This window comes from Streptomyces sp. NRRL WC-3618 (assembly GCF_001280005.1).
Lineage (GTDB): Bacteria > Actinomycetota > Actinomycetes > Streptomycetales > Streptomycetaceae > Streptomyces.
Genome location: NZ_LGDW01000047.1, coordinates 1 through 21,374, shown reverse-complemented (window position 1 = coordinate 21,374; position 21,374 = coordinate 1). Strand labels below are relative to the sequence as shown.

The window sequence follows — 21,374 nt, the reverse complement described above, 5'->3', positions numbered from 1 at the left end:
CGGCCCTGAACGGGCCTTGTCCTCAAACGCCGGACGGGCTGAGGGTGCGGGCCTGGGCTTGATGGGTGCGGCAAACCGGTGGGTGGGTGGGAAACACGACCTGGGCGGGAGGAGCTTGTCGTCGGACGCCGGGCGGGCTGAGGGGCCTGGGCCTGGGCTGGAGAAGCGGTGCGGGCTGGTGGGTGGGAAGGAAGCTGGGGCGGAAGGTTCCCTACGGGATCACCACGATCTTGCGGCCCGTGCCCGACGCGAACTGGTTCAGCGCCTGCGGGTAGCTGGCCAGTGGCAGGCGGTCGCTGATGAGCACCTCCGGGTTCAGGGCACCCGCCGCGAACAGTTCCGCCGCGCGTTCGAAGCTGTGCAGGACCGCCATCGATCCGGTGATGGTGATCTCCTGGTTGTAGACGCGGTACGGGTCGATCGTGACCCGGGTCGCGTAGTCGGCGACGCCGAACTGGAGGAACGTGCCCGCCTTCGCGACCCGGTCCAGGCCGTCCTGGATCGCCGCCGCGTTGCCCGTGGCGTCCACGACGACGTCCCAGCCCTGCGGACGGTCCAGGTCGTCCGCGTTCGTCGCCGAGCCGGATACGCCGAGCAACCGGGCCGTGGACAGGCGTTGCGCGTTGATGTCGACCACGTCGACGCTCGCCGCGCCCGTTCGTTTGGCCAGCTCCAGCATCATCAGGCCCATCGTTCCCGAGCCGTAGATCAGGACGTGGGCGCCGAGGCGGGAACGCAGGACGTCGTACCCCCGTACCGCGCACGACAGTGGCTCCACCAGCGCCGCGTCCTGGGTACGGATGTGCTCGGGCAGACGTACGCAGTTGGCGACGGGAGCGACCGCGTACTGGGCCGCGCCGCCCGCTGTCGTCACGCCGATCGCCGCCCACCGCTCGCAGAGGTTGTTGTGGCCCGTGCGGCAGTAGCGGCACTCGTGGCAGTAGAGGGAGGGATCCACCGCGACCCGGTCGCCCACCGCCAGTTCCGTCACCGCCGTACCCACGCCCACCACCTCGCCCGCGAACTCGTGTCCCGGCACGATCGGCAGCGTGGGGGCGAACTCGCCCTGGAGGATGTGCAGGTCGGTGCCGCACAGGCCGCAGGCCGCGACCTCGACGACGACCTCGCGGGGGCCCGGTGTCGGGTCCGGGACGTCGGTGACGACGGCCTTGCCCACGGACTCGATGACGGCTGCCTTCACTTCACGGCTCCCAAGGACAGGCCCTGGACCAGTTTGTCCTGGGCGGCGAACCCCGCGGCGAGCACCGGTAGGGAGATGACGAGCGACGCGGCGCACACCTTCGCCAGGAACAGGCCCTGGCTGGTGATGAAGCCGGTGAGGAAGACGGGGGCCGTTTCCGCCACGACCCCCGTCAGTACTCGGGCGAACAGCAGCTCGTTCCAGCTGAAGATGAAGCAGATGAGGGCTGTGGCGGCGATGCCGGGGAGGGCTATCGGGGCTACCACGCGGGTCAGGACCGTGGGGAGGCGCGCACCGTCCACCCTTGCCGCCTCGATGATCGCGACCGGGACCTCGGAGAGGAAGGACTGCATCATCCACACGGCGATCGGCAGGTTCATGGACGTGTAGAGGATGACCAGCAGCCAGATGTTGTCCAGCAGGTCCGTGTTCTTCGCGAACAGGTAGATCGGGAGCAGGCCCGCCACCACCGGCAGCATCTTCGTCGACAGGAAGAAGAACAGGACGTCCGTCCATTTCCGCACTGGGCGGATCGCCAGGGCGTACGCCGCGGGGAGGGCCAGGATCAGGACGCACAGGGTCGACGTCAGTGACGCCACCGTCGAGTTGATCAGGGACGGCCAGGGGCTCGCGCCGCCTCCCGTGCCGAAGAACTCGCGGTAGCCGTCGAGAGTCAGCGCGGCGCCGAAGGACGGGGGGTTGGTCGCCGCGTCCTCCTCCGAGTGGAAGGACGTCAGGGCCATCCACGCGATCGGGAGGAAGAAGAGGACGCCCGCCAGCCAGGCCAGCAGGCCCAGGCCCGCTCCTCGGGTGCGGCGCGGACGTACGCGTACCGCCGTTTCTGCCGTATCTGTCGTTTCAGGCGTGGCGCTCATGCTCGGGACGCCTCCTCGCGGAACAGGGACGACACCACGCGCAGCGCGAAGGTCGCGATGATGATCGAGCCGATGACCACCAGGACGCCGGCCGCCGAGGCGAGGCCGTTCTCGTGGGCCTGGTAGAAGCTCTGGTAGACGGTGTAGGGGAGGTTCGCCGTGCCCAGGCCGCCCGAGGTGATCGTGAAGACGGCGTCGAAGTTCTGGACGATGTAGATCGAGCCCAGCAGGGCGCCGAGTTCGAGGTAGCGGCGCAGGTGGGGGAGGGTCAGATGGCGGAAGATCTGCCAGTCGTTCGCGCCGTCGACCTTCGCCGCCTCGATCTGCTGCTGGTCGCGGCTCTGCAGTCCCGCCAGCAGGATCAGCATCATGAACGGCGTCCACTGCCAGACCAGCGACGCTTCCACCGCGAGCAGCGGGGTGTTCGAGATCCAGTCCGGCTGGGGGCCGCCCACGTAGTGCAACAGGCCGTTGAGCAGGCCGTATTCGGGGTTGTAGAGCACGTGCTTCCAGAGCAGGGCCGCCGCCACCGGGACCACCAGGAAGGGCGCGATGAGGAGCGTACGGACGATGCCCCGGCCACGGAAGCGGCGGTCGAGGAGGAGCGCGAGGGCCAGGCCCAGGACCAGGCTGGCCAGGACCACCGCCGCCGTGAGCAGGACCGTCGTCCACACGGACTGGCGCAGGTCCGCGTCGGTCAGGACCTCCGTGTAGTTGGCGAAGCCCGTGAAGTGACGGGCCTTCGGATAGAGCGCGTTCCAGTCGAAGAACGAGATCACCAGCGTGGCCACGAACGGGAGTTGGGTCACGGCGATCATGAAGATCAGGGCGGGGAGCAGTGGCGCCCGGGTGGCCCAGGCGCGCAGTCGGTCGCTCGGGGGGCGGCCCTGTGGGGCGCGTACGGATGGTGCGGTGGCTGTCGGTGTTGTGGTGGTCGCGGTCATCGTCCCTCGTACTCCTCGGAGATCTCCTCTGCCAGCTTCTGGGACTTCCTCAGGGCCGACTCGACGGACTGGCGTCCGGCGACGGCCGCGCTGATCTCCTGCGAGACCTTCGTGCCGAGATCCGTGAACTCGGGTATCCCGACGAACTGGATGCCGGGCGCGGGGCGCGGCTGTACTCCGGGGTCGTTCGGGCGGGCGCCCTCGATGGCTTCCTTCGTCGTCTCCTGGAAGGCGGCGGCCTCCTGGCGATAGGCGGGGTTCTCGTACGTCGACGCGCGCTTGCCCGCCGGGACGTTGGACCAGCCGATCTTGTCGCCGACCAACTGCTCGTACTGCTTGCCGGACGCCCAGGACACGAACTTCCAGGCGTCGTCGGGGTTTCGGGAGGCCTTCTGGATGCCCCAGGCCCAGGTGTAGAGCCAGCCGGCGGACGCCGTCTTCTCGACGGGGGCGGGTACGTAGCCGATCTTCCCCTTGACCGGGGAGTTCGCGGACTCCAGGGAGCCGGCCGCGGACGTGGCGTCGTACCACATGGCGACCTTGCCCTGGGTCATGTTGTTGAGGCACTCGGCGAAGCCGGCCTGGGGGGCGCCGGACTCGCCGTGGGCGCGGACGAGGTCGACGTAGAACGTCACCGCCCGCTTCCACTCGGGGGAGTCGAGCCGCGCCTTCCAGTTCTTGTCGAACCAGGTGCCGCCGAAGGTGTTCACGACCGTGGTGAGGGGTGCCATGACCTCGCCCCAGCCCGGCAGTCCGCGCAGGCAGATGCCCTTCATGCCCGGCTCGGCGCCGTCGGCCTTCGCCGCCAGGTCGGCGACCTGAGTCCAGGTGGGGTGAGGGGGCATCGTGAGGCCCTTCGCCTGGAACACGTCCTTGCGGTACATCAGGAAGGACGACTCGCCGTAGAAGGGCTGGCCGTACAGCTTCCCGTCGTCGCCGGTGAGCGACTGGCGCATCGGGGTGAGGACGTCCCGTTCGTCGTACGCGCTGTCCTTGGCGACGTACGTGTTCATCTCGCGCAGCCAGCCGTTGCGGGCGTAGATCGGTATCTCGTAGTTGGAGAGGGTCGCCACGTCGTACTGGCCCGCCTGGTTGGCGAAGTCCTGGCTGATCTTGTCGCGGACGTCGTTCTCCGGCAGGACCGTGAAGTTGACCTTGATGCCGGTGTCTTCGGTGAAGTGGGCCGCGGTGAGCTTCTGCAGCTCCACCATCTGCGGGTTGTTCACCATCAGGACGTTGACGGCGTCGCCGCCGGAACCGGACCCGCCCGCTCCGGCCCAGCAGCCGGAGAGCAGCGGGGCGAGCAGCGTCCCTGCGGCGGCCAGGGCGAGCGTGACTCGCGGCCTCCGTCGGCTCGGGGTTCGCATGGATCGCTCCTGGAGGTATGGGGGCACGAGGGCACGCCGGGGAGCGGGATGCCCTCGACGGGGGAGTGGGGTGGGTGAGTTGGGGGGAAGGGGGAAGGTGGGTCGAGGTGGGGCTCAGGTGCGGATGATCTGCGGTCCTCGCAGTGCGTAGCGGTGTGCTTCCGCCGTGGGCAGCAGGGTGCTCGTGACGATCGTGTCCAGGTCGCCGATGTCGGCGAACCGGCAGAAGCTGACCGCCCCGAATTTGGTGTGCACGCCCGCGAACACCGTGCGCCGCGATGCCCGGATCGCCTGCGCCTTGACCTCGCCGACCGCCGGGTCGGGCGTGGTCAGACCGTGTTCGCGGGAGATGCCGTTGGCGCCGATGTAGGCCAGGTCCAGGACGAAGCCGGCCAGCATCTTCGTCGTCCAGTGGTCGACCGTCGCGAGGGTGCCGGGGCGGACCCGGCCGCCGAGGAGCAGGACCGAGGTGTTCTCGGCCTCGGCGAGCGCGCCCGCGACGGGCAGGGACGCGGTGACCACGGTCAGCGGCCGGTCCCTGGGGAGTGCCTCGGCGATGAGCTGCGGGGTGAATCCCTCGTCGACGAAGACCGTTTCGGCGTCCCCGAGCAGGTCGGCCGCCGCGGCGGCGATCCGGCGCTTCTCGGGCACATGACTGGTGGCGCGGAAGGCGAGGGTCGTCTCGAAACCGGCGCTCTCGACGGGGTAGGCGCCGCCGTGGGTGCGGCGGACGAGGCCGTGGTCCTCCAGGGCGCGCAGATCGCGCCGTACGGTCTCCTTGGCCACGCCCAGCTCGGCGGCGAGCGTGGTCACGTCGACCGAGCCGGTGGCGCGGGCGGTGCGGACGATGTGCCGCTGGCGGTCTTCGGCGGTGTTGGTGGTCATGGGGTCACCCGCCTTCCTGCCGCTTGTCCGTTCGGGCCTGTGGGGGAAGTTCTACAGCGGGGGCGGGGTGGTGGCCAGGTCTGTTACGAGGGTGATCGTGCCTGCGTGTGCCCGTTCGGGCGGAGCGGGCCCACGAGCTCGGTCTGTGCGGTTGCGGCGCGGCTGCCGGTCCGTTGTGGCTGGTCGCGCAGTTCCCCGCGCCCCTGATCGTGGCGCTGTCGCGCCTGCGATCAGGACGCGGTCCATGCCCGGACATGCTTGCGGGGGGTCCGTTCGGTGCCCGATTGCTCAGTGCGGCCAGATCGGGGGGGCCGTGACGAACTGGCCGCCCAGGTAGGCGTGGGCCTCGTTGTCGTTTTGGAGTTCGCCCTGGGCGGCGATGAGTTTCGCGGCGTACGGTTCGGAGTTGTCCTGCGGTTCGTAGCCGAGGGCCCGCGCGGTGGTCAGGTCCCACCACAGGCGGGTGTTGGCGGACGAGCCGTAGACGACGGTGTGGCCGACGTTCTGGGCGGTCAGGGCCGCGTGGAAGAGGCGGGCGCCGTCGGCGGGGCTCATCCACAGGGACAGCATGCGCACGGTGGTCGGCTCGGGGAAGCAGGAGCCGATGCGGACGGAGACGGTCTCCAGGCCGTGTTTGTCCCAGTAGAGCTGGGCCAGGTCCTCGCCGAAGGACTTGGAGAGGCCGTAGAAGGTGTCCGGGCGGCGCGGGGTGTCCACCGGGATCAGCGGATCGGTGCCCTGGGGGCGGGGGGTGAAGCCCACCGCGTGGTTCGAGGAGGCGAAGACGATGCGCTCGACGCCCTCTTCGCGTGCGGCCTCGTACAGGTTGTACGTGCCCTCGATGTTCGCCCTGAGGATCTTCTCGAACGTCGATTCCAGGGAGATGCCCGCGAGGTGGACGATCGCGTCGACGCCCCGCACAGCCTCCCGCAGCGCCGCACTGTCGGCGAGGTCCGCGGTGATCGCGTCCGGTGCGCCCTCGACGGGGAGCAGGTCGAACAGGCGCAGTTCGTAGCCGTAGGCCGGGAGCAGGTCCCGCATCAGGGTGCCGAGTCCGCCGGCGGCGCCGGTGAGCAGAACGGTGCGGGGAGCGGGCATCCTCGGGTCTCCTTGGGGCTCCTGGCGGGGTCTCCTTGATGCGGCAACCGTGTGCGTGTACGGAATTCACATCCGTGGACACGCTAGGGAGGGGTGGTCTGTGCCGTCAAGTGTGACGTAGGTGACGTAGACCTGCGGATTCTGTCGCCTGGTTGGCCGTCGGTCGGCTTGACCCGCCCAGTGGTGGGCCCTTAGCGTGAAACTGTTCAGAAATGTAGACGTGAATCAGAAGCGTGCACGACTGCATGCCCCAGGGAGAGCCTCCGTGACGCCAGCCCCCCTCGCCGCCGACCTTGCCACGCGACTCACTGTCCCGAGCGGTCCGCTGTTCTTCCCCGTCACCGCCTACGGCCCCGACGGCTCGCTCGACCTCGACGTCTACCGCACGCATGTGCGCCGAGGCGTGGAGGCGGGGGCCGCGGCCGTCTTCGCGGTCTGCGGAACCGGGGAGTTCCACGCGCTGACGCCCGAGGAGTTCCAGGACTGCGTACGGGCGGCGGTGGAGGAGACCGCCGGGCGCGTACCCGTGGTCGCGGGCGCCGGGTACGGCACCGCACTCGCCGTACGCTTCGCGCGTCTCGCCCAGGAGGCCGGGGCCGACGGGCTGCTCGCCATGCCGCCGTATCTGGTGGTGGCCGGGCAGGAGGGACTGCTGCGGCACTACCGGGAGCTGGCCGCGGCCACCGCCCTGCCGGTCATCGTCTACCAGCGCGACAACGCCGTGTTCACGCCCGGGACCGTCGTCGAACTGGCGCGCACCGAGGGCATCATCGGGCTCAAGGACGGGCTCGGCGACCTGGACCTGATGCAGCGGATCGTGAGCGCCGTACGCACCGAGGTGCCCGGCGACTTCCTGTACTTCAACGGGCTGCCGACCGCGGAACTGACCGGCCTCGCCTACCGCGCCATCGGTGTCGGCCTCTACTCGTCGGCCGTCTTCTGCTTCGCGCCCGAGATCGCGCTTGCCTTCCACCGGGCGCTCAACACCGGCGACGACGAGACCGTGAACCGGCTCGTGGACGGCTTCTACCGGCCGTTCGTCGAGCTGCGGGCGCAGGGGCGCGGATACGCCGTCTCCCTGGTCAAGGCCGGGGTCCGACAGACCGGGCTCGACGTCGGGGAGGTCCGGCCACCGCTGCACGAGCCGGCCGAGGAGCATGTGAAGCGGCTCGCGCGGCTCGTGGAGCGCGGTCACGCGCTGCTCGGGGTGGGGTCGGGTGCGGTGGGTACGGGGGCAGAAGCTGATTCCTGGTCCGATTCCGAGTCCGAGGAGCGCATGTGAAGGCGTCCGCGTTCGTCTACCCCTGGGACGTCAACGGCGACCCCGACGCCGCCCGGCGGATCGCCGCGCTCGGCGTGGAACAGGTGACCCTCGCCTCCGCGTACCACTCCACGCGCGCGTTGACCCCCCGCCACCCGCGCCACCGCATCGTCACCGCCGAGCACGCGGCCGTGCTCTACCCCACCGACGACCGCTGGACGGGCCGCGAACTGCGGCCCTACGCCGCCGGATCCTGGGCCCCCGGTGACGCGTACGGCGAGGCAGCGGGCGCCCTCGCCGACGCGGGCCTCGACGTGCACACCTGGGTCGTCCTCGCCCACAGCTCCCGCCTGGGCGCCGAGCACCCGGACACCTCCGTGGTCAACGCCTACGGGGACCGCTACCCGTGGGCGCCCTGCATCGCACAACCCGCCACGCGCGCGTACCTCGTCGATCTCGCCGCCGAGGCCGCCGTCCGGCCCGGTGCGCGCGGTACGGAACTGGAGTCGCTGGGCTGGTACGGGCTCACGCATCTGCACGCCCATGACAAGACCGGTGCCATCGGGCTCGGCGACGCCGGCCAGTATCTGATGGCGCTCTGCTTCTGTCCCTCCTGCCGGGCGGGGTACGAAGGCCGGGGCCTGGGCCCCGACGAGCTGGCGGCGACCGTACGCGCCGCGCTGGAGCCGCTCTGGCGGGGCGAGCCGGATCACGGCGGGTGGGCCGGGGTCGAGAAGGCCCTCGGCGACGAGAAAGCGGGCCTCACGCGCGCGTGGCGCGAGGAAACGGCCCGCACGCTCCAGGAGGCGGCCGTCGCGGCGGTCCGGGCGGCTGCCCCGGCCGGCTTCCAGGTAGTGCTGCACGCCGACCCCGTCTCGTACCACGTCGGCGCCAACCCGGGCGTGGACCCCGCGCACATCCTGTCCGTCGCGGACGGTGTGGTGGTGCCGTGCACCGGCGGGGCGGGCCTGCTGACGCCGTTCGCGGAGGCGGGCGGCGCGGGCGGGAGCGGCGCTGTCCTGGCCGCCAACTTCGTCGTGGTCTCCGGGATGGGCGGCAGCCCAGGCACCCTCGCGGCGGACGCGAAGCGTGCGGCCGGCCTCGGGGCCACCGAACTGCGGCTCTATCACGCAGGGTTGGCATCCGACGCCGACCTGGACTCGGTACGGGACGCGCTCGCCCGGCGCTGAGACAGGGCGACCGAGGTCAGCAGCAGAGCGAGGGCGCACGACGCGAGCAGCAGTCGGTGGTCGACGAGCTCGACCAGCGCCGCGCCCACGGCCAGACCGACGGCCGTGGGCGCGAACATCAGGGTGTTGGCGGTCGCCGCCGTACGGCCGAGCAGCTCCTTCGGGGTCTCCCGCTGTACGGCGGTGAGGCCCGCGATCAGGGCGCACGGCAGACCCATGCCGGCGGCCACGCCGGAGCCGAGGACCGCGAGGTCGGCCGGGACCGCCCGCAGCGCCATGGCGGCGCCGGTCAGGGCGATCCCGTACGCCGCGAACCGGCGCTCCCCGAGGCGCCGCAGCAGCGGGCCGGAGGCCAGGCCGACCGCCACCGAGCCGGCGCCCTGGAGGACGTACAGCGGACCGGCGTACGCGGGGGAGTGGCCGAGCCCCTCGACGACGGCGTAGAGAGTGGCGGAGCCGAGGCCCGACAGGAGCATCGCGGCGCCGCCCGCCAGCACGAGCGGGCGCAGCCGGTCGTGCCGCCACAGGAAGGCGGCGCCCTCGGCGGTCCGGGTGCGCCAGCCGGTCGCCGGGGGCGCCGGGGTCCTCTCGCGGACGCGCAGACAGGCGTACAGGAGGGCGGCGACGGCGAACGTGACGGCGTCCAGGAGGGCCACGCTCGGGCCGCCGTACGCCGCGTAGAGCCCCGCACCGGCCAGCGGGGCGACCAGTTTCATGCCCTCGTTCGCCGTCATGCGCAGGCCGTTGAAGTCACCCAGCAGCGACGCGTCGACAGCCGTCGCGACCAGGGCCGCCTCGGCCGCGTCCTGGACGACGCCCACCGCGCCGTACACCAGCAGGACGGCGAAGAGGATCCACACGCGGTCCACGGAGCCGACCGTGAGCAGGGCCGGAAGCAGGGCCGCCAGCGTCAGGTTCGTGCGGATCAGCAGCGGCTTGCGGCGGGCGCGGTCGGCCAGGGTGCCCAGCAGTGGGCCCGCCAGGCTCGGGGCCCACATCGCGAACAGGCAGAGCGCGGCCAGGCCGTCCGAGCCGGTGAGGTCCTTGACCCAGATCCCGGACGCCAGCCACAGCGCCGACGTACCGAAGCCGGAGACCACGACCCCGGCGAGAAGGAGCCCGGCGTCGCGGTCGCGCAGCACCCGGACCAGGGGCCGGTTCCGAGTCGTCCTTCGCGTTGCCTCTCGCATTGTCTTTTGCGTCGTCATGCCTGGTCATCGTGGGGCTAAGGGGTGGGCGCGGGGATCGGGAGGGTGCCTTAGAAGCGCGCTCGGGAAGGGGCGGGCGATGAGTTTCGCGTACGGCGGCGGTCTGCACCCGTAGGACCGACCACGCTGAGGAGAGACCGATGACCGACCAGACGATCCTGGACCTCGGACCGCAGGCCCGGACGGTGGCCCGGCTCGCGGAGCGGGTGACCGACGAGCAGCTCGCGGCCGGGACGCCGTGTCCGGAATACGCCGTGCGCCATCTGCTCGGGCATGTCTCCGGGCTGGCCGTCGCCTTCCGTGACGCCGCCCGCAAGGACCTCGGTGCGACGACGGACACCAGCCCGGGCTCCGTCGTGCCGGACATCGCGGCCGACTGGCGCGAGACCCTGCCGAAGGCGCTCGACGACCTCGCCGACGCCTGGCGCGACCCGGCCGCCTGGACCGGCGAGACCCGTGCGGGTGGCGTGCCCCTGCCCGGCGCGGTCGCCGCAGCCGTCGCGGTCGACGAACTCGTCGTCCACGGCTGGGATCTGGCCCGCGCCACCGGCCAGGAGTACGAGCCCGATCCGGCCGCCGTGGAGATGGCCCACGGCTTCCTGGCCGCCGCGGTCGAGCAGAGCGGCGGGGCCGGCATCTTCGGCCCGGTCGTTCCCGTGCCGGACGACGCGCCGCTGCTGGACCGGGTGATCGGGCTCAGCGGCCGGGATCCCAGGTGGACCACGGTGTGACCGGGAGCGGGCGGTGGCCCCCGTCCGCACGGCATGCCAATCCCCGTACGCCCGCCCGCGCCGCCCCGTACGCTCCGGGCATGCCCCTGAGCCTCACCGTCCTCGGCACCGCCTCTCCGCACCCGGCACCCGGACGCCCCTGCTCCGGCTATCTGCTGCGGGGCGGCGGCGCCGAGGTGTGGGTGGACGCCGGCCCCGGCACCTTCGCGGAGTTGCAACGGCACACCGACCCCGCCCGCCTCACCGCGATCTGGATCTCCCATCTGCACGCCGATCACAACGCCGATCTGCTCGCCGCCGTCTACGGCTTCGCGTTCGGCGGGCTGACCCCGCCCACGCCGATCCCCGTCTACGCGCCCCGCGAGTGCGCGCGCCGGATCGCGGGGTTCTTCGGGCAGTCCAACCTCTTCTTCCTCAGCGGAATCCTCGACTTCAGGCCGCTGTACGACGGCCACACCGTCCGCCACTGGAACCTGCGCCTCACGACGCGTGCCGTCTCGCACGGCGTCGAGGCGTACGGGCTGCGCGCCGAGTCGCAGGGCAAGGTCTTCGCGTACTCCGGTGACACCGGACCCTGCGACGCGCTCGCCGAACTCGCCCGGGGCGCCGACCTGTTCCTGTGCGAGGCGGACATCGACCGGCACGACGACGGCGACGGCGAACAGGTGCATCTGACACCGGAGGACGCGGGCGCGTACGCGAAGGGGGCCGCCTCCCTGCTCGTCACCCATGTCGGTCCCACGCTCACCGTCGACGCGGCCACCGACCGCGCCGCCGCCGTCTTCGGCGGGCCCACCGACAGCGCGTACGAAGGCACCACGAAGCTCATCTGATCGCGTAGCCCCCACTCCACCCGGTCCGCCATGAACGCCGGGAAACAGCCGACGTCGGCCGGACGCCTACTCTGCACACAAAGATCAGCGCCGGTACGGCCGACCGAGAGGTGGCACGCGGCGCCGGCGCAGGGAGGCGCACATGAACACGACACCGACGGCACCCATTCGTTTGGCCACCCCGGTTCCGGTGGTGCTCGCGGGAGCGCGCGGCCACGGGCACTGGCATCTCGCGAACATCCGCCGGCTCCAGGACAAGGGACTCGTCCGGCTGGCAGGCGTCTGCGAGCTGACCCCGCTGACCGACGAGGAGCTGGAGGGCCTCGGCACGCCCGAGCAGTCCGCCGACTTCGGCGCCCTCCTCGACTGCACGGGCGCCGCCGTCGCCGTGATCTGCACCCCGATCCCCACCCACACCGACCTCGCGCTCATCGCCGCCGCCAAGGGCGTGCACCTGCTGCTGGAGAAGCCGCCGGCGCCGTCGTACGCGGAGTTCCGGCGGATGGCCGACGGGGTCGCGGCGGCCGGGGTCGCCTGCCAGATCGGGTTCCAGTCGCTGGGCTCGCACGCCGTGCCCGCGATCCGGGAACTGATCGCCAAGGGCGCCATCGGCACCGTGACCGGCGTCGGCGGGGCCGGCGCGTGGGCGCGCGACGAGGCGTACTACCGGCGCGCTCCCTGGGCCGGCAAGCGCAGGCTGAACGGCGTGGACGTCATCGACGGCGCCCTCACCAACCCGCTCGCGCACGCCGTCGCCACCGGGCTCGCCCTCAGCGGCGCCACCCGCGCCGAGGACGTCACGGGCATCGAGACCGAGCTGCTGCGCGCCAACGACATCGAGTCCGACGACACGTCGTGCGTCCGCGTCTCCACGGTGAACGGCGTCCCGGTCACCGTCGCCGCCACCCTGTGCGCCGAGCACCCGGACGACCCGTACGTCCTCGTGCACGGCACCGGCGGCCGGATCACCTTCTGGTACAAGCAGGACCGCGTGCTCCTCCAGCGCACGGGACACGACCCGGAGGAGTACGAGTACGGCCTCACCGACCTCCTGGAGAACCTCGTCGACCACCTCACCGAGGGCGCCGAACTGCTGGTCGCGCCCGACGAGACGGGCGCCTTCATGCGAGTCGTCGAGGCGATCCGGCAGGCCCCCGACCCGGCCGAACTCCCGTCGGACACCTGGGAGTTCGCCCCCGGGGAGACCCGCCGCCGAGTGGTCCCCGGCATCGAGGGCCTCGTCGCCGAGGCCGCCGACACCCTCTGCCTCTACTCCGAGCTGGGCGCCCCCTGGACGGCTTCGGCGACGAACTGAGGTTCCTTTCGTACGGACCACGGCAACCCTTTTCGGCCGGGTGGCGACAAGAGAGCAGAGCCGGGCTGCGACCCCCCCTCATCGAGGCCGCAGCCCGGTTCATGCCCTGGGACCACCACAGCTCAGCCCCGAGAAAGGAACGCTCCGTGCGCATCGGCACCGGCCGTCACCGCAGAACCCGCACCCTCTCCATCGCCGCGGCGGTGGCCCTCGCCTCCGGTGCGGGCGGTGTGTACCGCGGCCTCTCGACCGACGGAGCGAGCGCTGCCGCCGCCACGGTCACGGTGTCCAGCACCGCCCAGCTGGAGGCCGCGGTGCGCAGCGCGGCGGCGGGCAGCGTCATCCAGGTGCGCGCCGGCACGTACTATCCGACGGCCACGCTCAAGTCGACGGCGGACGGCACGAGTTCGGCGCCGATCACCCTCCAGGCGTACGGCACCGAGAAGGTGCGGATCGACGGTTCCAAGCTGCCCGCCGGTTCCTGGCTGGCCGAGATATACGGCGACCACTGGACCGTCCAGAACCTCACCTTCCAGAACTCCCCGGCCCAGGGCCTCGTCGTCACCTCGTCCGTCGGCGGGATCTTCCGAAACCTCGTCACCGCGCGCAACGGCGACTCCGGGTTCACCCTGCGCGGCGACGGCACCAGCGACAACCTCGTGCAGAACCTGGACAGTTACCTCAACTACGACCCGGCTGGCCACGGCCGGAACGCCGACGGTCTGGCCATCAAGTTCGGCTCCGGCACCGGCAACAGGATCACCGGGGCACGCCTCTACGACAACGCGGATGACGGGATCGACCTCTGGCAGTTCTCCACCCCCGTCACCATCGAGCACACCTGGGCCTTCGGCAACGGCAGGAACCGCTGGCACGACGCCGCGTTCGAGGGCAACGGCAACGGCTTCAAGCTGGGCGGCGGAGGCGCGTCGGTCGCGCATGTCGTCAACAACAACGCGGCCTGGGACAACAACCGGCACGGCTTCACGGAGAACTCCAACGCCGGCGCGATCGTCCTCGACCGCAACACCGCGTACGGCAACGCCCGCACCGGCTTCTCCTTCGCCACCGGCACGGCACGGCTCACGAGGAACCTCTCGGTGGGCAACAAGGGCGCCCTGTCCAAGCTGGGCGCGTCCGCCGTCTCGGCGGCCAACAACTGGGACGGCGGCGTCCCCACGCCGGCGCTGAAGTCGACGGACGCGACCACCGCCTACGGCGCCCGGCGGGCCGACGGGGCGCTGCCGGCGACCACCTTCCTGACGGTGGGCTCCACGGCCATCGGGTCGACCATGAACTGAGGTACGCACAGACGTATCGCACTGACGTACCGCACAGAAGGATCTGGCGGCTCGGCGCCGCGTCCGCTGGGCACGCGAAGAGGGCCACGACCGGGTGTCGTGGCCCTCTCGCGAGGCACTGCCGCCGATCAGTTCTTGCCGAGCAGGCGCCAGATCTGGTTCTTCTTGGTGCTCAGGGCACTCGCGGCGTCGCAGGTCCACTGGTGGATCTTCGCGCCGGGGGCCGTCGATATGGTGCTGACGTCGACGCACTTGCCGCTGTGGACGGCGACGAGCTGGTAGTCGTGGCTGTTGCCGAGCGCGGTGACGGGCCTGAGGGTGAACCGCTGGTTGGCGGCGCCGAGGCAGGTCCACTGCTGGACGGCGGCCCCGTCGGCCGTGGACAGGGCACTGACGTCCAGGCACTTGCCGCTGGAGTGGTTGACGAGGGTGTAGGTGTCGGCCGTACCGGTGACGGGGTGGAAGTCGAAGGTCTGCTCCTGTCCGCTGCCGCAGGTGTTCTGCTGGTACTGCGTGCCGTCGGTGGAGGACTTGGCCGGGTCTTCGAGGCAGAGCCCGCTGTGCTGGGCGACGGCCGTGGAGGAGAAGCCGGCCGGCGCGCCGATGTGCAGGCTCGAGGGTGCGAAGGAGATCTGGTCGAGGTGCGGCGCGGAGCTGGACCGCATGGGCTGCCCGATGTCGGTGCCGCCGCCCGAGTAGACCTTGCCGATGGTGGTGCCGTCCCAGTTGAACAGCTGTGAGGCGGTGAACTTGACGGCGTTGGCGCCCTTGGCGAGCGTGACGGGGACGGTGTAGTCCTCGAACTGGTTCCAGTCCAGGGTGCTCGCGAAGTTGACGCGGGTCGCGTTGCCGCCGTTGACGCTGACGTCCGCGTGCTCGGCGTACAGGTCGGGGTTGTAGTGGTTGGAGGGCAGTTCCTCGGCGTTGGCGTAGCGCATGGTCATGGCGTACGTGCCGGCCGCGGGCGCGTTGACGTTGAGGGTGAGGGAGTTGGCGGTTCCGTTGCCGATGCCGGTGACGACGCCGCCGTTGGCCTGGCTGTAGGTGGTGTCGGCGGCCGCCGTGCCGGTGAGGGTGCCGTTCTCGGCCTGGTAGGTGACGACGTTGCCGGTGGTGACGGCGTCGGTGGCGCTGAACGGGGTGACGGCCAGGTTGTCCAGGGCGAGAGTGCCGCTCGCGCCGGTCACCTTGACCTTGTTGACGCCGCCGTTGAGGTACACCCGGTTGGCGGAGGTGGACCAGGCACCGGTCGTCGCGCCGGAGAGGGTCTGGTCGTCGGCGGTCTTGCCGTTGACGGTCAGGGCGGCCTGGCCCGTGTTGCGGAAGCGGGCCGTCAGGTCCGCGTAGCCGTCCCGCTCGGAGTAGACCCAGAACGTCGCGGACTTGCCGGAGGTGAGGTTCACCGCGCCCGCGCCGGACTGACCCTGGGAGGCGTAGGTGGCGGTGCCGCTGTCGGAGAGGTTGGCCTGCTCGGCCTCGTAGAGCGTGGTGCCCTGGACGGCGGCGTCCTTGTACCGGAGGTCGATCTTGTCGACGAGGGCGTCGCCGACCGTCTTCGCGCCGTTGTCACCGGTGGTGGCCAGGGTGATGGTGTGGCTGCCGGCGGTCAGGTGCACGGTGGCTTCGCTGTGCCCCCACACCACCCACTGGAAGCCCACGGGGACGTCGATCCTGGTGGAGGCGCCGCCGTCGACCCGCGCGTACACGTTCGTGGGGCCCTTGACGTCGGCGTCCTTGGCGTAGCTGCTGCCGAACACCGACAGGTCGTAGTCGCCGGTGGTGGGGACGGAGACGGGGAAGGAGATCACCGTGGTCGAGCCGGTGCGCAGGCCGCCGACGTCCTTGGTGCCGGAGGTGGCGAACTTGTCGACGTGTGCGGTGGTGCCCTCGGTGTTGATGTTGTAGCCGCTGCCGCTGAGCGTGGCGTTCTCGGCCTCGTACGTGCCCGTCCAGGTGGCGTCGGAGGCGGTGGCGCTGCCGGTGCCGCCCGGGGAGACGATCACCTGGTACGCGGACATCGCGTCGAGGGCGATGGGGACGGTGATCGAGCCGTCGGTTCCCACGGCGACGTCGGCGTCGGAGAGCCGGGTCGGGGTGGCCGAAGAGCCGAGGTAGCCGCTGTAGCGGTCCTGGAACACGCTGACGTGCACGGTGCTGCCGAAGACGGCGGGGTCGATGTTCTTGATGACGGTGTCGGAGGCGCCGCTGGTGCCGCCCCCGGCGAGGATGACGCGCGCCTGCTTCTTGGCCGTGTCCAGGCCGGCCACGCCCTGGAGGGTGTACGCGGCGTTGGCCCCGGTGCTGGTGACCTTGACGGTGTTGCCGCCGCGCATGGAGCTGTACCAGTTGTACAGCCACCACTGGGCGTTGGGGGTGTTCTGGGCCGCGGCGGAGTCACCGAGGTTGCCGTTGATGTTCCAGTACGGCAGGTTGCCGTCGACCTTCGAGTCCTCGAGGCCCGCGATCCACTGGACCATCTGGCCGGGGTCGGTCAGGTGGTAGCGGTGCGCGTACTCGTTGAGGTTGACGGTGATCGGGGAGGTGATCCCCGCGGCGGTCTCCGCCGCGCGGTAGGCGTTGACGGTGTTGCGGACGTCCGCCGGGCTGCCCAGGGTGTGCCAGGTCACGACGTCGGGCAGGCAGTTGTTGGCCTTGCAGTAGCTGAGGAAGCCGTTGAAGGCGAAGGAGTTGTAGCTGGTGAGGTTGGGTCCTGCCAGTCGTGCCGCGGGCCAGATGCCCTTGATGAAGTTGTAGGTCTGGCGCCACTCCGAGTTGAAGGCGGCCAGAGTCGACGAGTTGGTGCGCATGCCGCTGAACCAGCCTATGTCGGGCTCGTTGTAGGGCACGAAGACGACGTGGCTCGCGTAGGGGCTGGCCATCGCCTGCTCGACCTGGGTCTTCATGGTCGCCTGGTAGGCCGAGTAGCTCTCGCGCTCGTAGTTGGCCCGGTAGACGTCCGTCATGTAGATGAGGATGTCCCCGCCGCCGCTGTCGGTGAAGGGCTTGGCGATCTCCAGGGCGTCCGAGCCGGGGTGCTGCTGTCCGTCCTGGTACTTGGTGTTGGTGGTCGTCAGCCCCATCCCCGCGATGAGGTTGTTCGTCGGTACGTCCGGGCCGTACAGGCCGTACAGCGCCCCGGAGGCGCCGCCCCGGAAGGCTCCGGTGGAGGTGCCCAGATCGACGGTGAGAGTGGGGGTGGCGGCGGAGGCCGGAGTCGCCATCACCGTGGTGGTGCCGGCTGCGACGGTGAGTGAGAGCAGCGAGGTGGTGACGCCGTGGAGAAGGCGTCTCGTGGTCGAGCGCCTTTGCCCGATTCTTGCCATGTGCTTGTGTCCCTTCAGGGATAGGACTCTGGTTGCTGCGCCGGCCCCCGTGCCGGAACTCTGGGTGGGTTGTCGCGTGCGTCGTGTGCGGTCTTCGTGTCCGCGCCGCTGGTGGTCGCGGGCGAGGAGGAGGTAGCTGCCGGCGGTACAGGAATAGGCGCGGTCGCGCAGTCCCTCGCCGGTCAGGGCGTCGAAGTTCCCGGCGAAGCCGGAGCTGTCGCTCATGAAGTCCGTCTGGGCGCGTCAGCCAGGCCGGCCCAGGTGGGTGCTCCCAGCCGTGCTGGGAGCAACCGTGCTCACGCCCCAATCGGCGGGCACGCCACCCCATCAGCGGTCTGGCCTTCCGGCCGACCAGCAGGGGCACGGTCTGACCACAGAAGTCACGTGCTCCAGGCGATGAAAGTGCTCACCTGCTGGCGGCTACGGCACCGAGTCTCTACGACCCGACAGCTCCCATTAGGCCATGCCCTGGAGGCGCCAGATCTGGTTCTTCTTGGTGGTCAGTGCGCTCGCGGGGTCACAGGTCCACTGATGGATCTTGGCTCCGGCCGTTTTCGAGACATTGCTGACGTCGACGCACTTGCTGCTGTGGACGGCGACCAGCTGGTAGTCCTGGCTGTTGCCGAGCGCGGTGACGGGGTTGAGGGTGAACTGCTGGTTGGTGGCGCCGTTGCAGGTGTACTGGATGACGGCGGCGTCGTCGGCGGTGGAGGCGCCGGAGACGTCGAGGCACTTGCCGCTGAGCTCGTTGACCACCGTGTAGGTGTTGGTCTTGCCGCTGACCGGCTTGAGGTCGAGCATCTGCTGGTAGCCGCCCTCGCAGTAGTACTGCTGGTACTGGGTGCCGTTGGCGGTGCTGAGGTTGGTGTCGTCCAGGCACTGGCCGCTGTTCTCGCTGACCGCGACTGTGGAGACGGTGGTGTTGGACGGCGGGAGGAGGGTGACGGTGTAGCCGTCCGCGGCGTTGGTGTAGGGGACGGTCAACGAGGCGGCGTTGCTGCTGACGGTCAGGTTGGTGTCGGAGACGGTGGTGGGTCCGGCTGCACCGTTGCCGTTGGAGACGCGCTGGACGACGGCGCGGACCTTGCCGTTCTCCACGACCGAGGTGGTGTTCAGGCCGGTGAGGTTGACGGTGACGTTGCCGGTGTTGCCGTTGCTGCCGATGAGGATCTTGGCGTTCCTGGCGGTGTTGTCCTTGGTGGCGACGCCGTCGGTGTTGGTGCCCGGGACGAGGTTGACGATGTTGCCCGTCTGGGAGCCGTAGTAGCGGTACATGAACCACTCGCCGCGCGGCAGGTACTGGCCGGCGCTGTTCTTGGTGAGCAGGTTGGCCTCGTAGTCGTGCAGGTTGGTGCCCGACGCCCAGTTGCCGCGCAGGCCGTCGGCGCCGGCCCGCTCCAGGCGGCTGATGTACCAGGCGCCGCCGCCGGGGTTCTGCTGGGCGAGCGTGGCGTATTCGTTGATCTGGTAGGGGCGGGTGTTGGTGAGGCCGTAGGAGGAGAGCAGGTTGTCCATGACGCCGGAGTCGGCGACGGGGTCACCGGCCTCGGCGTGCCAGCTCCAGATGTCGGGGACGGCGTTGTTGGTCTTGACGTAGGGCAGGTACGCCTGCCACCAGGTGTTGTTTTCGGGGTGCTGGGAGTAGCTGGGGCCGACGATGAGCTGGCCGGGGAAGTTGGCGCGGACGGCGGCGTAGAAGCGGGACCACATCTGGAGGTACTGGGACTCCGGCCGGGGCCAGAAGCCCTGGCCGTTGGGCTCGTTCCAGAGGTCCCACTGGACCGTCATGTGGTTGGCCTTGACGTCGGAGAAGAGCTGGTTGACGAAGTTGTCGAACTGGGTCCAGTCGCCGTTGTCGCCGGGGAAGCCCTGGCTGGTGGTGCTGTCGGCGCCCCACAGGTCGTGGGGGAGGAGGATGAAGGTGCCGCCGAGGGCGGCGGTGCGCTTGTACTGGGCGAGCGTGGCGTTCCAGCGGGTCTGGTAGGCGGCGAGGCTGGTGGCGTAGCCGCCGTTGTTGAGCTGGGCGCCGCCGGCCCGCTCGAAGTGCCACTTGATGTCCTTGTAGAAGTGGTCCTGCGGCAGCGAGCCGTCGGGGCTGATCCCGTACAGGGTGCCCGAGGCGCGGTAGGTGGGGGCGCCTCCGGCGGTGGCGAAGTCGACGGTGACGCTGGTGTCCGCGGCCTGCGACGGGCCGGCGGGCACCAGGGTCGTGGCCAGCGCGGCCAGGAGGACGACTGCGGACGAGGCCGCTCGGCGTCGGGTGCGGGTTGTGGGTCTGGGAAGTGTCCAGGGTGATTTCATGGTGCGGCTCCTGTGTGAGCGGGGGAGGGGTGCCGGGACGGGAAAGGTCCCGGGGCTGTGGGGAGACGGCCGGTCAGCGGCTGTCTCGGTGGGCGTGTGCTTCGGCGAGGAGGAGGTAGCTGCTGGCGGTCCAGGTGTAGGCGCGGTCCCGCAGGCCCGTGCCGGTGAGGGCGTCGAAGTTCTCGGCGAAGCCGTGCGCCTCGCACAGGGCGCGGAAGCGGGCGCTGATGTCGTCCGCGAGGCGCTGGTGGCCGGCGCGGCGCAGGCCGTCCTCGATGAGGACGGTGGCGGGGGCCCAGATCGGGCCGCGCCAGTAGCCGTCGGCGAGGTAGTGGGGGGAGGCGGGCTGTTCGGTGGCCAGGCCGTACGGGGTCAGGTGGGTCTCTATCCGGGCGGCCAGGGTTTTGCCGATGTTCTCGGGCAGGTGCTCGCCCAGTGCCATCGGCATCAGGTCCAGCAGGCTGGAGCTGTCCCAGGTCGCGGTGCTGTCGACGCCGCGGGCCACGAACCGCTCTCCCGTCCACAGTTCGTCGAGCATCGCGGCCTGGGTCGCGTCGGCGGTACGGGTCCAGTGCCGGGCCTCGTCCGGCAGGTCCAGTTCGGTGGCCAGTCGGGCGAGTTCGCGGAGCTGGAGTGTGAGGAAGGCGGCCAGGTCGGCGGTGACGGCCACGCGTGCGGGGTCGAAGGTGGTGGCGTTGTCCCAGCCGCTGTCGTTGCCGTGCTGGTAGTGGGGCAGTTCGGCGCCGGGGGCGCGCCGGGCGGCGAGCCAGAAGTCCGTCCAGCGGGTCAGCCTGTCGTACGCCTCGTTCAGTTGGGCGGGGGTGAGCGGCTCGGGGAGCCGTCGGCGCAGGTGGCCGAAGGTCCAGCCGTGGATGGGCGGTTTGACGAAGTTGTAGAGGACCTCCGAGTGGGTGACCGAGTCGGGCAGCGCCCCGCTCTCGTCCTGGTGGTCGAAGGGCAGATGGAACTGGTCCCAGGCCAGTTCGGGGCTGCCGGCGGGGCGGGTGACCAGGCCGGCCGGGCGTACGGTCGCCGACCACACCACGTACGCGGCGAGTTCGGCGGCCGGAGTGTCCGCCGAGCGCCAGGGGGCGACCGCGTCGGCGAACTCGGCGAACGATCGCCGCGCGGCCTCCATGACCTCGCCGAACGCCGCCGACGTGCGGTAGGGCCGGCGCGCGCTGTCGAGTTCCTCGACCGCGACCTCCCACGAGCCGTCGGCCCCGGCGGCGACCGTGAGCCCGCGGTCACCGGCGCCCAGGGCCTGGGAGCCCGACACCTCGGCGACCGTGCCGGACAGCACCGTGATCCGGTAGCGGCGGCCGGTCTCGTAGGAGGTGAACGTGTGGGCTCCGTCCACCGGGTCGCGGTAGAAGTAGATGCCGCTGAACGGGGTCAGGGCCGGTGCCGCGGCGCTGATCCCGAAACCGAGACCGGTGCCGCGCAGGCGGACGGTGTCCGGCGACTCGTAGGCGAGGTCGACGCGTCCTGCCGTACCGGTCCAGCTGAGCAGGCCCGGTGTCGCCTCGACGCGGGTCTCG

16 protein-coding genes are annotated in these 21,374 nt (G+C 70.7%); 6 read left to right on the top strand and 10 right to left on the bottom strand.

Translation table 11 applies throughout. The annotated features are described in order from the left end of the window. Positions 1–211: 211 nt before the first annotated feature. The 6 genes from ADL01_RS07085 to ADL01_RS07060 all read right to left on the bottom strand — a co-directional run bounded on the left by ADL01_RS07085 (position 212) and on the right by ADL01_RS07060 (position 6,370). Positions 212–1,201, bottom strand: coding sequence for a zinc-dependent alcohol dehydrogenase family protein (locus ADL01_RS07085; protein ID WP_053741034.1), 990 nt, complete (start codon positions 1,199–1,201; stop codon positions 212–214). Then, a complete protein-coding gene (locus tag ADL01_RS07080; RefSeq protein WP_053741033.1) occupies positions 1,198–2,076 on the bottom strand; it encodes a carbohydrate ABC transporter permease in 879 nt (292 codons plus the stop codon). Before ADL01_RS07080 ends, ADL01_RS07085 begins: the two co-directional genes overlap by 4 nt. Beyond that, positions 2,073–3,020 (bottom strand): carbohydrate ABC transporter permease, encoded by a 948-nt coding sequence (locus ADL01_RS07075; RefSeq protein ID WP_053741032.1) that lies wholly within the window; start codon positions 3,018–3,020, stop codon positions 2,073–2,075. Before ADL01_RS07075 ends, ADL01_RS07080 begins: the two co-directional genes overlap by 4 nt. Further along, the gene (locus ADL01_RS07070; protein WP_053741031.1) at positions 3,017–4,387 is read right to left on the bottom strand and encodes an ABC transporter substrate-binding protein; all 1,371 of its coding nucleotides are present in this window, start codon (positions 4,385–4,387) and stop codon (positions 3,017–3,019) included. The genes ADL01_RS07075 and ADL01_RS07070 overlap by 4 nt, the downstream gene beginning before the upstream one ends. Before the next feature lie 114 nt (positions 4,388–4,501). Further along, positions 4,502–5,272: a DeoR/GlpR family DNA-binding transcription regulator gene (locus ADL01_RS07065; protein ID WP_053741030.1), complete on the bottom strand. Its 771-nt coding sequence runs from the start codon at positions 5,270–5,272 to the stop codon at positions 4,502–4,504. Between the two features lie 288 nt (positions 5,273–5,560). Next, on the bottom strand, positions 5,561–6,370 hold the full coding sequence (locus ADL01_RS07060; RefSeq protein WP_053741029.1) for an NAD-dependent epimerase/dehydratase family protein: 810 nt from the start codon (positions 6,368–6,370) through the stop codon (positions 5,561–5,563). A 265-nt stretch (positions 6,371–6,635) separates the two neighbouring features. On the opposite strand from ADL01_RS07060, the gene ADL01_RS07055 reads away from it, so the two are divergent. Both ADL01_RS07055 and ADL01_RS07050 read left to right on the top strand, forming a co-directional pair. Further along, entirely contained in the window at positions 6,636–7,652 is a 1,017-nt protein-coding gene (locus ADL01_RS07055) for a 5-dehydro-4-deoxyglucarate dehydratase (protein ID WP_053741028.1), read from the top strand. After that, a complete protein-coding gene (locus ADL01_RS07050; protein ID WP_053741027.1) occupies positions 7,649–8,821 on the top strand; it encodes a hypothetical protein in 1,173 nt (390 codons plus the stop codon). Before ADL01_RS07055 ends, ADL01_RS07050 begins: the two co-directional genes overlap by 4 nt. Here the strand turns inward: ADL01_RS07050 and ADL01_RS07045 are convergent. After that, complete coding sequence (locus tag ADL01_RS07045) at positions 8,758–10,029, bottom strand: MFS transporter (RefSeq protein ID WP_078960362.1); 1,272 nt, start codon at positions 10,027–10,029, stop codon at positions 8,758–8,760. The two genes, ADL01_RS07050 and ADL01_RS07045, sit on opposite strands and share 64 nt — an antisense overlap. A 140-nt stretch (positions 10,030–10,169) precedes the next feature. Here ADL01_RS07045 and ADL01_RS07040 point away from each other — a divergent pair, with 140 nt between their 5' ends. From ADL01_RS07040 to ADL01_RS07025, 4 genes are all read left to right on the top strand, one after another. Next, entirely contained in the window at positions 10,170–10,760 is a 591-nt protein-coding gene (locus ADL01_RS07040; protein ID WP_053741025.1) for a TIGR03086 family metal-binding protein, read from the top strand. Between the two features lie 80 nt (positions 10,761–10,840). Next, positions 10,841–11,593 carry an MBL fold metallo-hydrolase gene (locus ADL01_RS07035; RefSeq protein WP_053741037.1) on the top strand — a complete coding sequence of 251 codons (753 nt, stop codon included), beginning with the start codon at positions 10,841–10,843 and terminating at the stop codon, positions 11,591–11,593. A 142-nt stretch (positions 11,594–11,735) separates the two neighbouring features. Next, a complete protein-coding gene (locus ADL01_RS07030; RefSeq protein WP_053741024.1) occupies positions 11,736–12,908 on the top strand; it encodes a Gfo/Idh/MocA family protein in 1,173 nt (390 codons plus the stop codon). 146 nt (positions 12,909–13,054) lie between these two features. Beyond that, positions 13,055–14,209, top strand: coding sequence for a right-handed parallel beta-helix repeat-containing protein (locus ADL01_RS07025; protein WP_053741023.1), 1,155 nt, complete (start codon positions 13,055–13,057; stop codon positions 14,207–14,209). A 128-nt stretch (positions 14,210–14,337) separates the two neighbouring features. On the opposite strand, the gene ADL01_RS07020 is transcribed toward ADL01_RS07025, so the two are convergent. The 3 genes from ADL01_RS07020 to ADL01_RS07010 all read right to left on the bottom strand — a co-directional run. Next, entirely contained in the window at positions 14,338–17,757 is a 3,420-nt protein-coding gene (locus ADL01_RS07020; RefSeq protein WP_324614582.1) for an RICIN domain-containing protein, read from the bottom strand. 231 nt (positions 17,758–17,988) lie between these two features. Further along, positions 17,989–19,833: an RICIN domain-containing protein gene (locus tag ADL01_RS07015; protein ID WP_078960361.1), complete on the bottom strand. Its 1,845-nt coding sequence runs from the start codon at positions 19,831–19,833 to the stop codon at positions 17,989–17,991. A 73-nt stretch (positions 19,834–19,906) separates the two neighbouring features. Then, positions 19,907–21,374 (bottom strand): amylo-alpha-1,6-glucosidase (locus tag ADL01_RS07010; RefSeq protein WP_053741022.1); only part of this gene is annotated, 1,468 nt, incomplete at its 5' end.

Excerpts from the sequence above, each read along its gene's own strand:
- ADL01_RS07020 (WP_324614582.1), bottom strand. The coding sequence starts at position 17,757 with ATGAGCGACAGCTCCGGCTTCGCCGGGAACTTCGACGCCCTGACCGGC.
- ADL01_RS07060 (WP_053741029.1), bottom strand. The coding sequence starts at position 6,370 with ATGCCCGCTCCCCGCACCGTTCTGCTCACCGGCGCCGCCGGCGGACTC.
- ADL01_RS07035 (WP_053741037.1), top strand. The coding sequence starts at position 10,841 with ATGCCCCTGAGCCTCACCGTCCTCGGCACCGCCTCTCCGCACCCGGCA.
- ADL01_RS07030 (WP_053741024.1), top strand. The coding sequence starts at position 11,736 with ATGAACACGACACCGACGGCACCCATTCGTTTGGCCACCCCGGTTCCG.
- ADL01_RS07015 (WP_078960361.1), bottom strand. The coding sequence starts at position 19,833 with ATGAAATCACCCTGGACACTTCCCAGACCCACAACCCGCACCCGACGC.
- ADL01_RS07040 (WP_053741025.1), top strand. The coding sequence starts at position 10,170 with ATGACCGACCAGACGATCCTGGACCTCGGACCGCAGGCCCGGACGGTG.
- ADL01_RS07080 (WP_053741033.1), bottom strand. The coding sequence starts at position 2,076 with ATGAGCGCCACGCCTGAAACGACAGATACGGCAGAAACGGCGGTACGC.
- ADL01_RS07070 (WP_053741031.1), bottom strand. The coding sequence starts at position 4,387 with ATGCGAACCCCGAGCCGACGGAGGCCGCGAGTCACGCTCGCCCTGGCC.
- ADL01_RS07075 (WP_053741032.1), bottom strand. The coding sequence starts at position 3,020 with ATGACCGCGACCACCACAACACCGACAGCCACCGCACCATCCGTACGC.
- ADL01_RS07065 (WP_053741030.1), bottom strand. The coding sequence starts at position 5,272 with ATGACCACCAACACCGCCGAAGACCGCCAGCGGCACATCGTCCGCACC.
- ADL01_RS07045 (WP_078960362.1), bottom strand. The coding sequence starts at position 10,029 with ATGACGACGCAAAAGACAATGCGAGAGGCAACGCGAAGGACGACTCGG.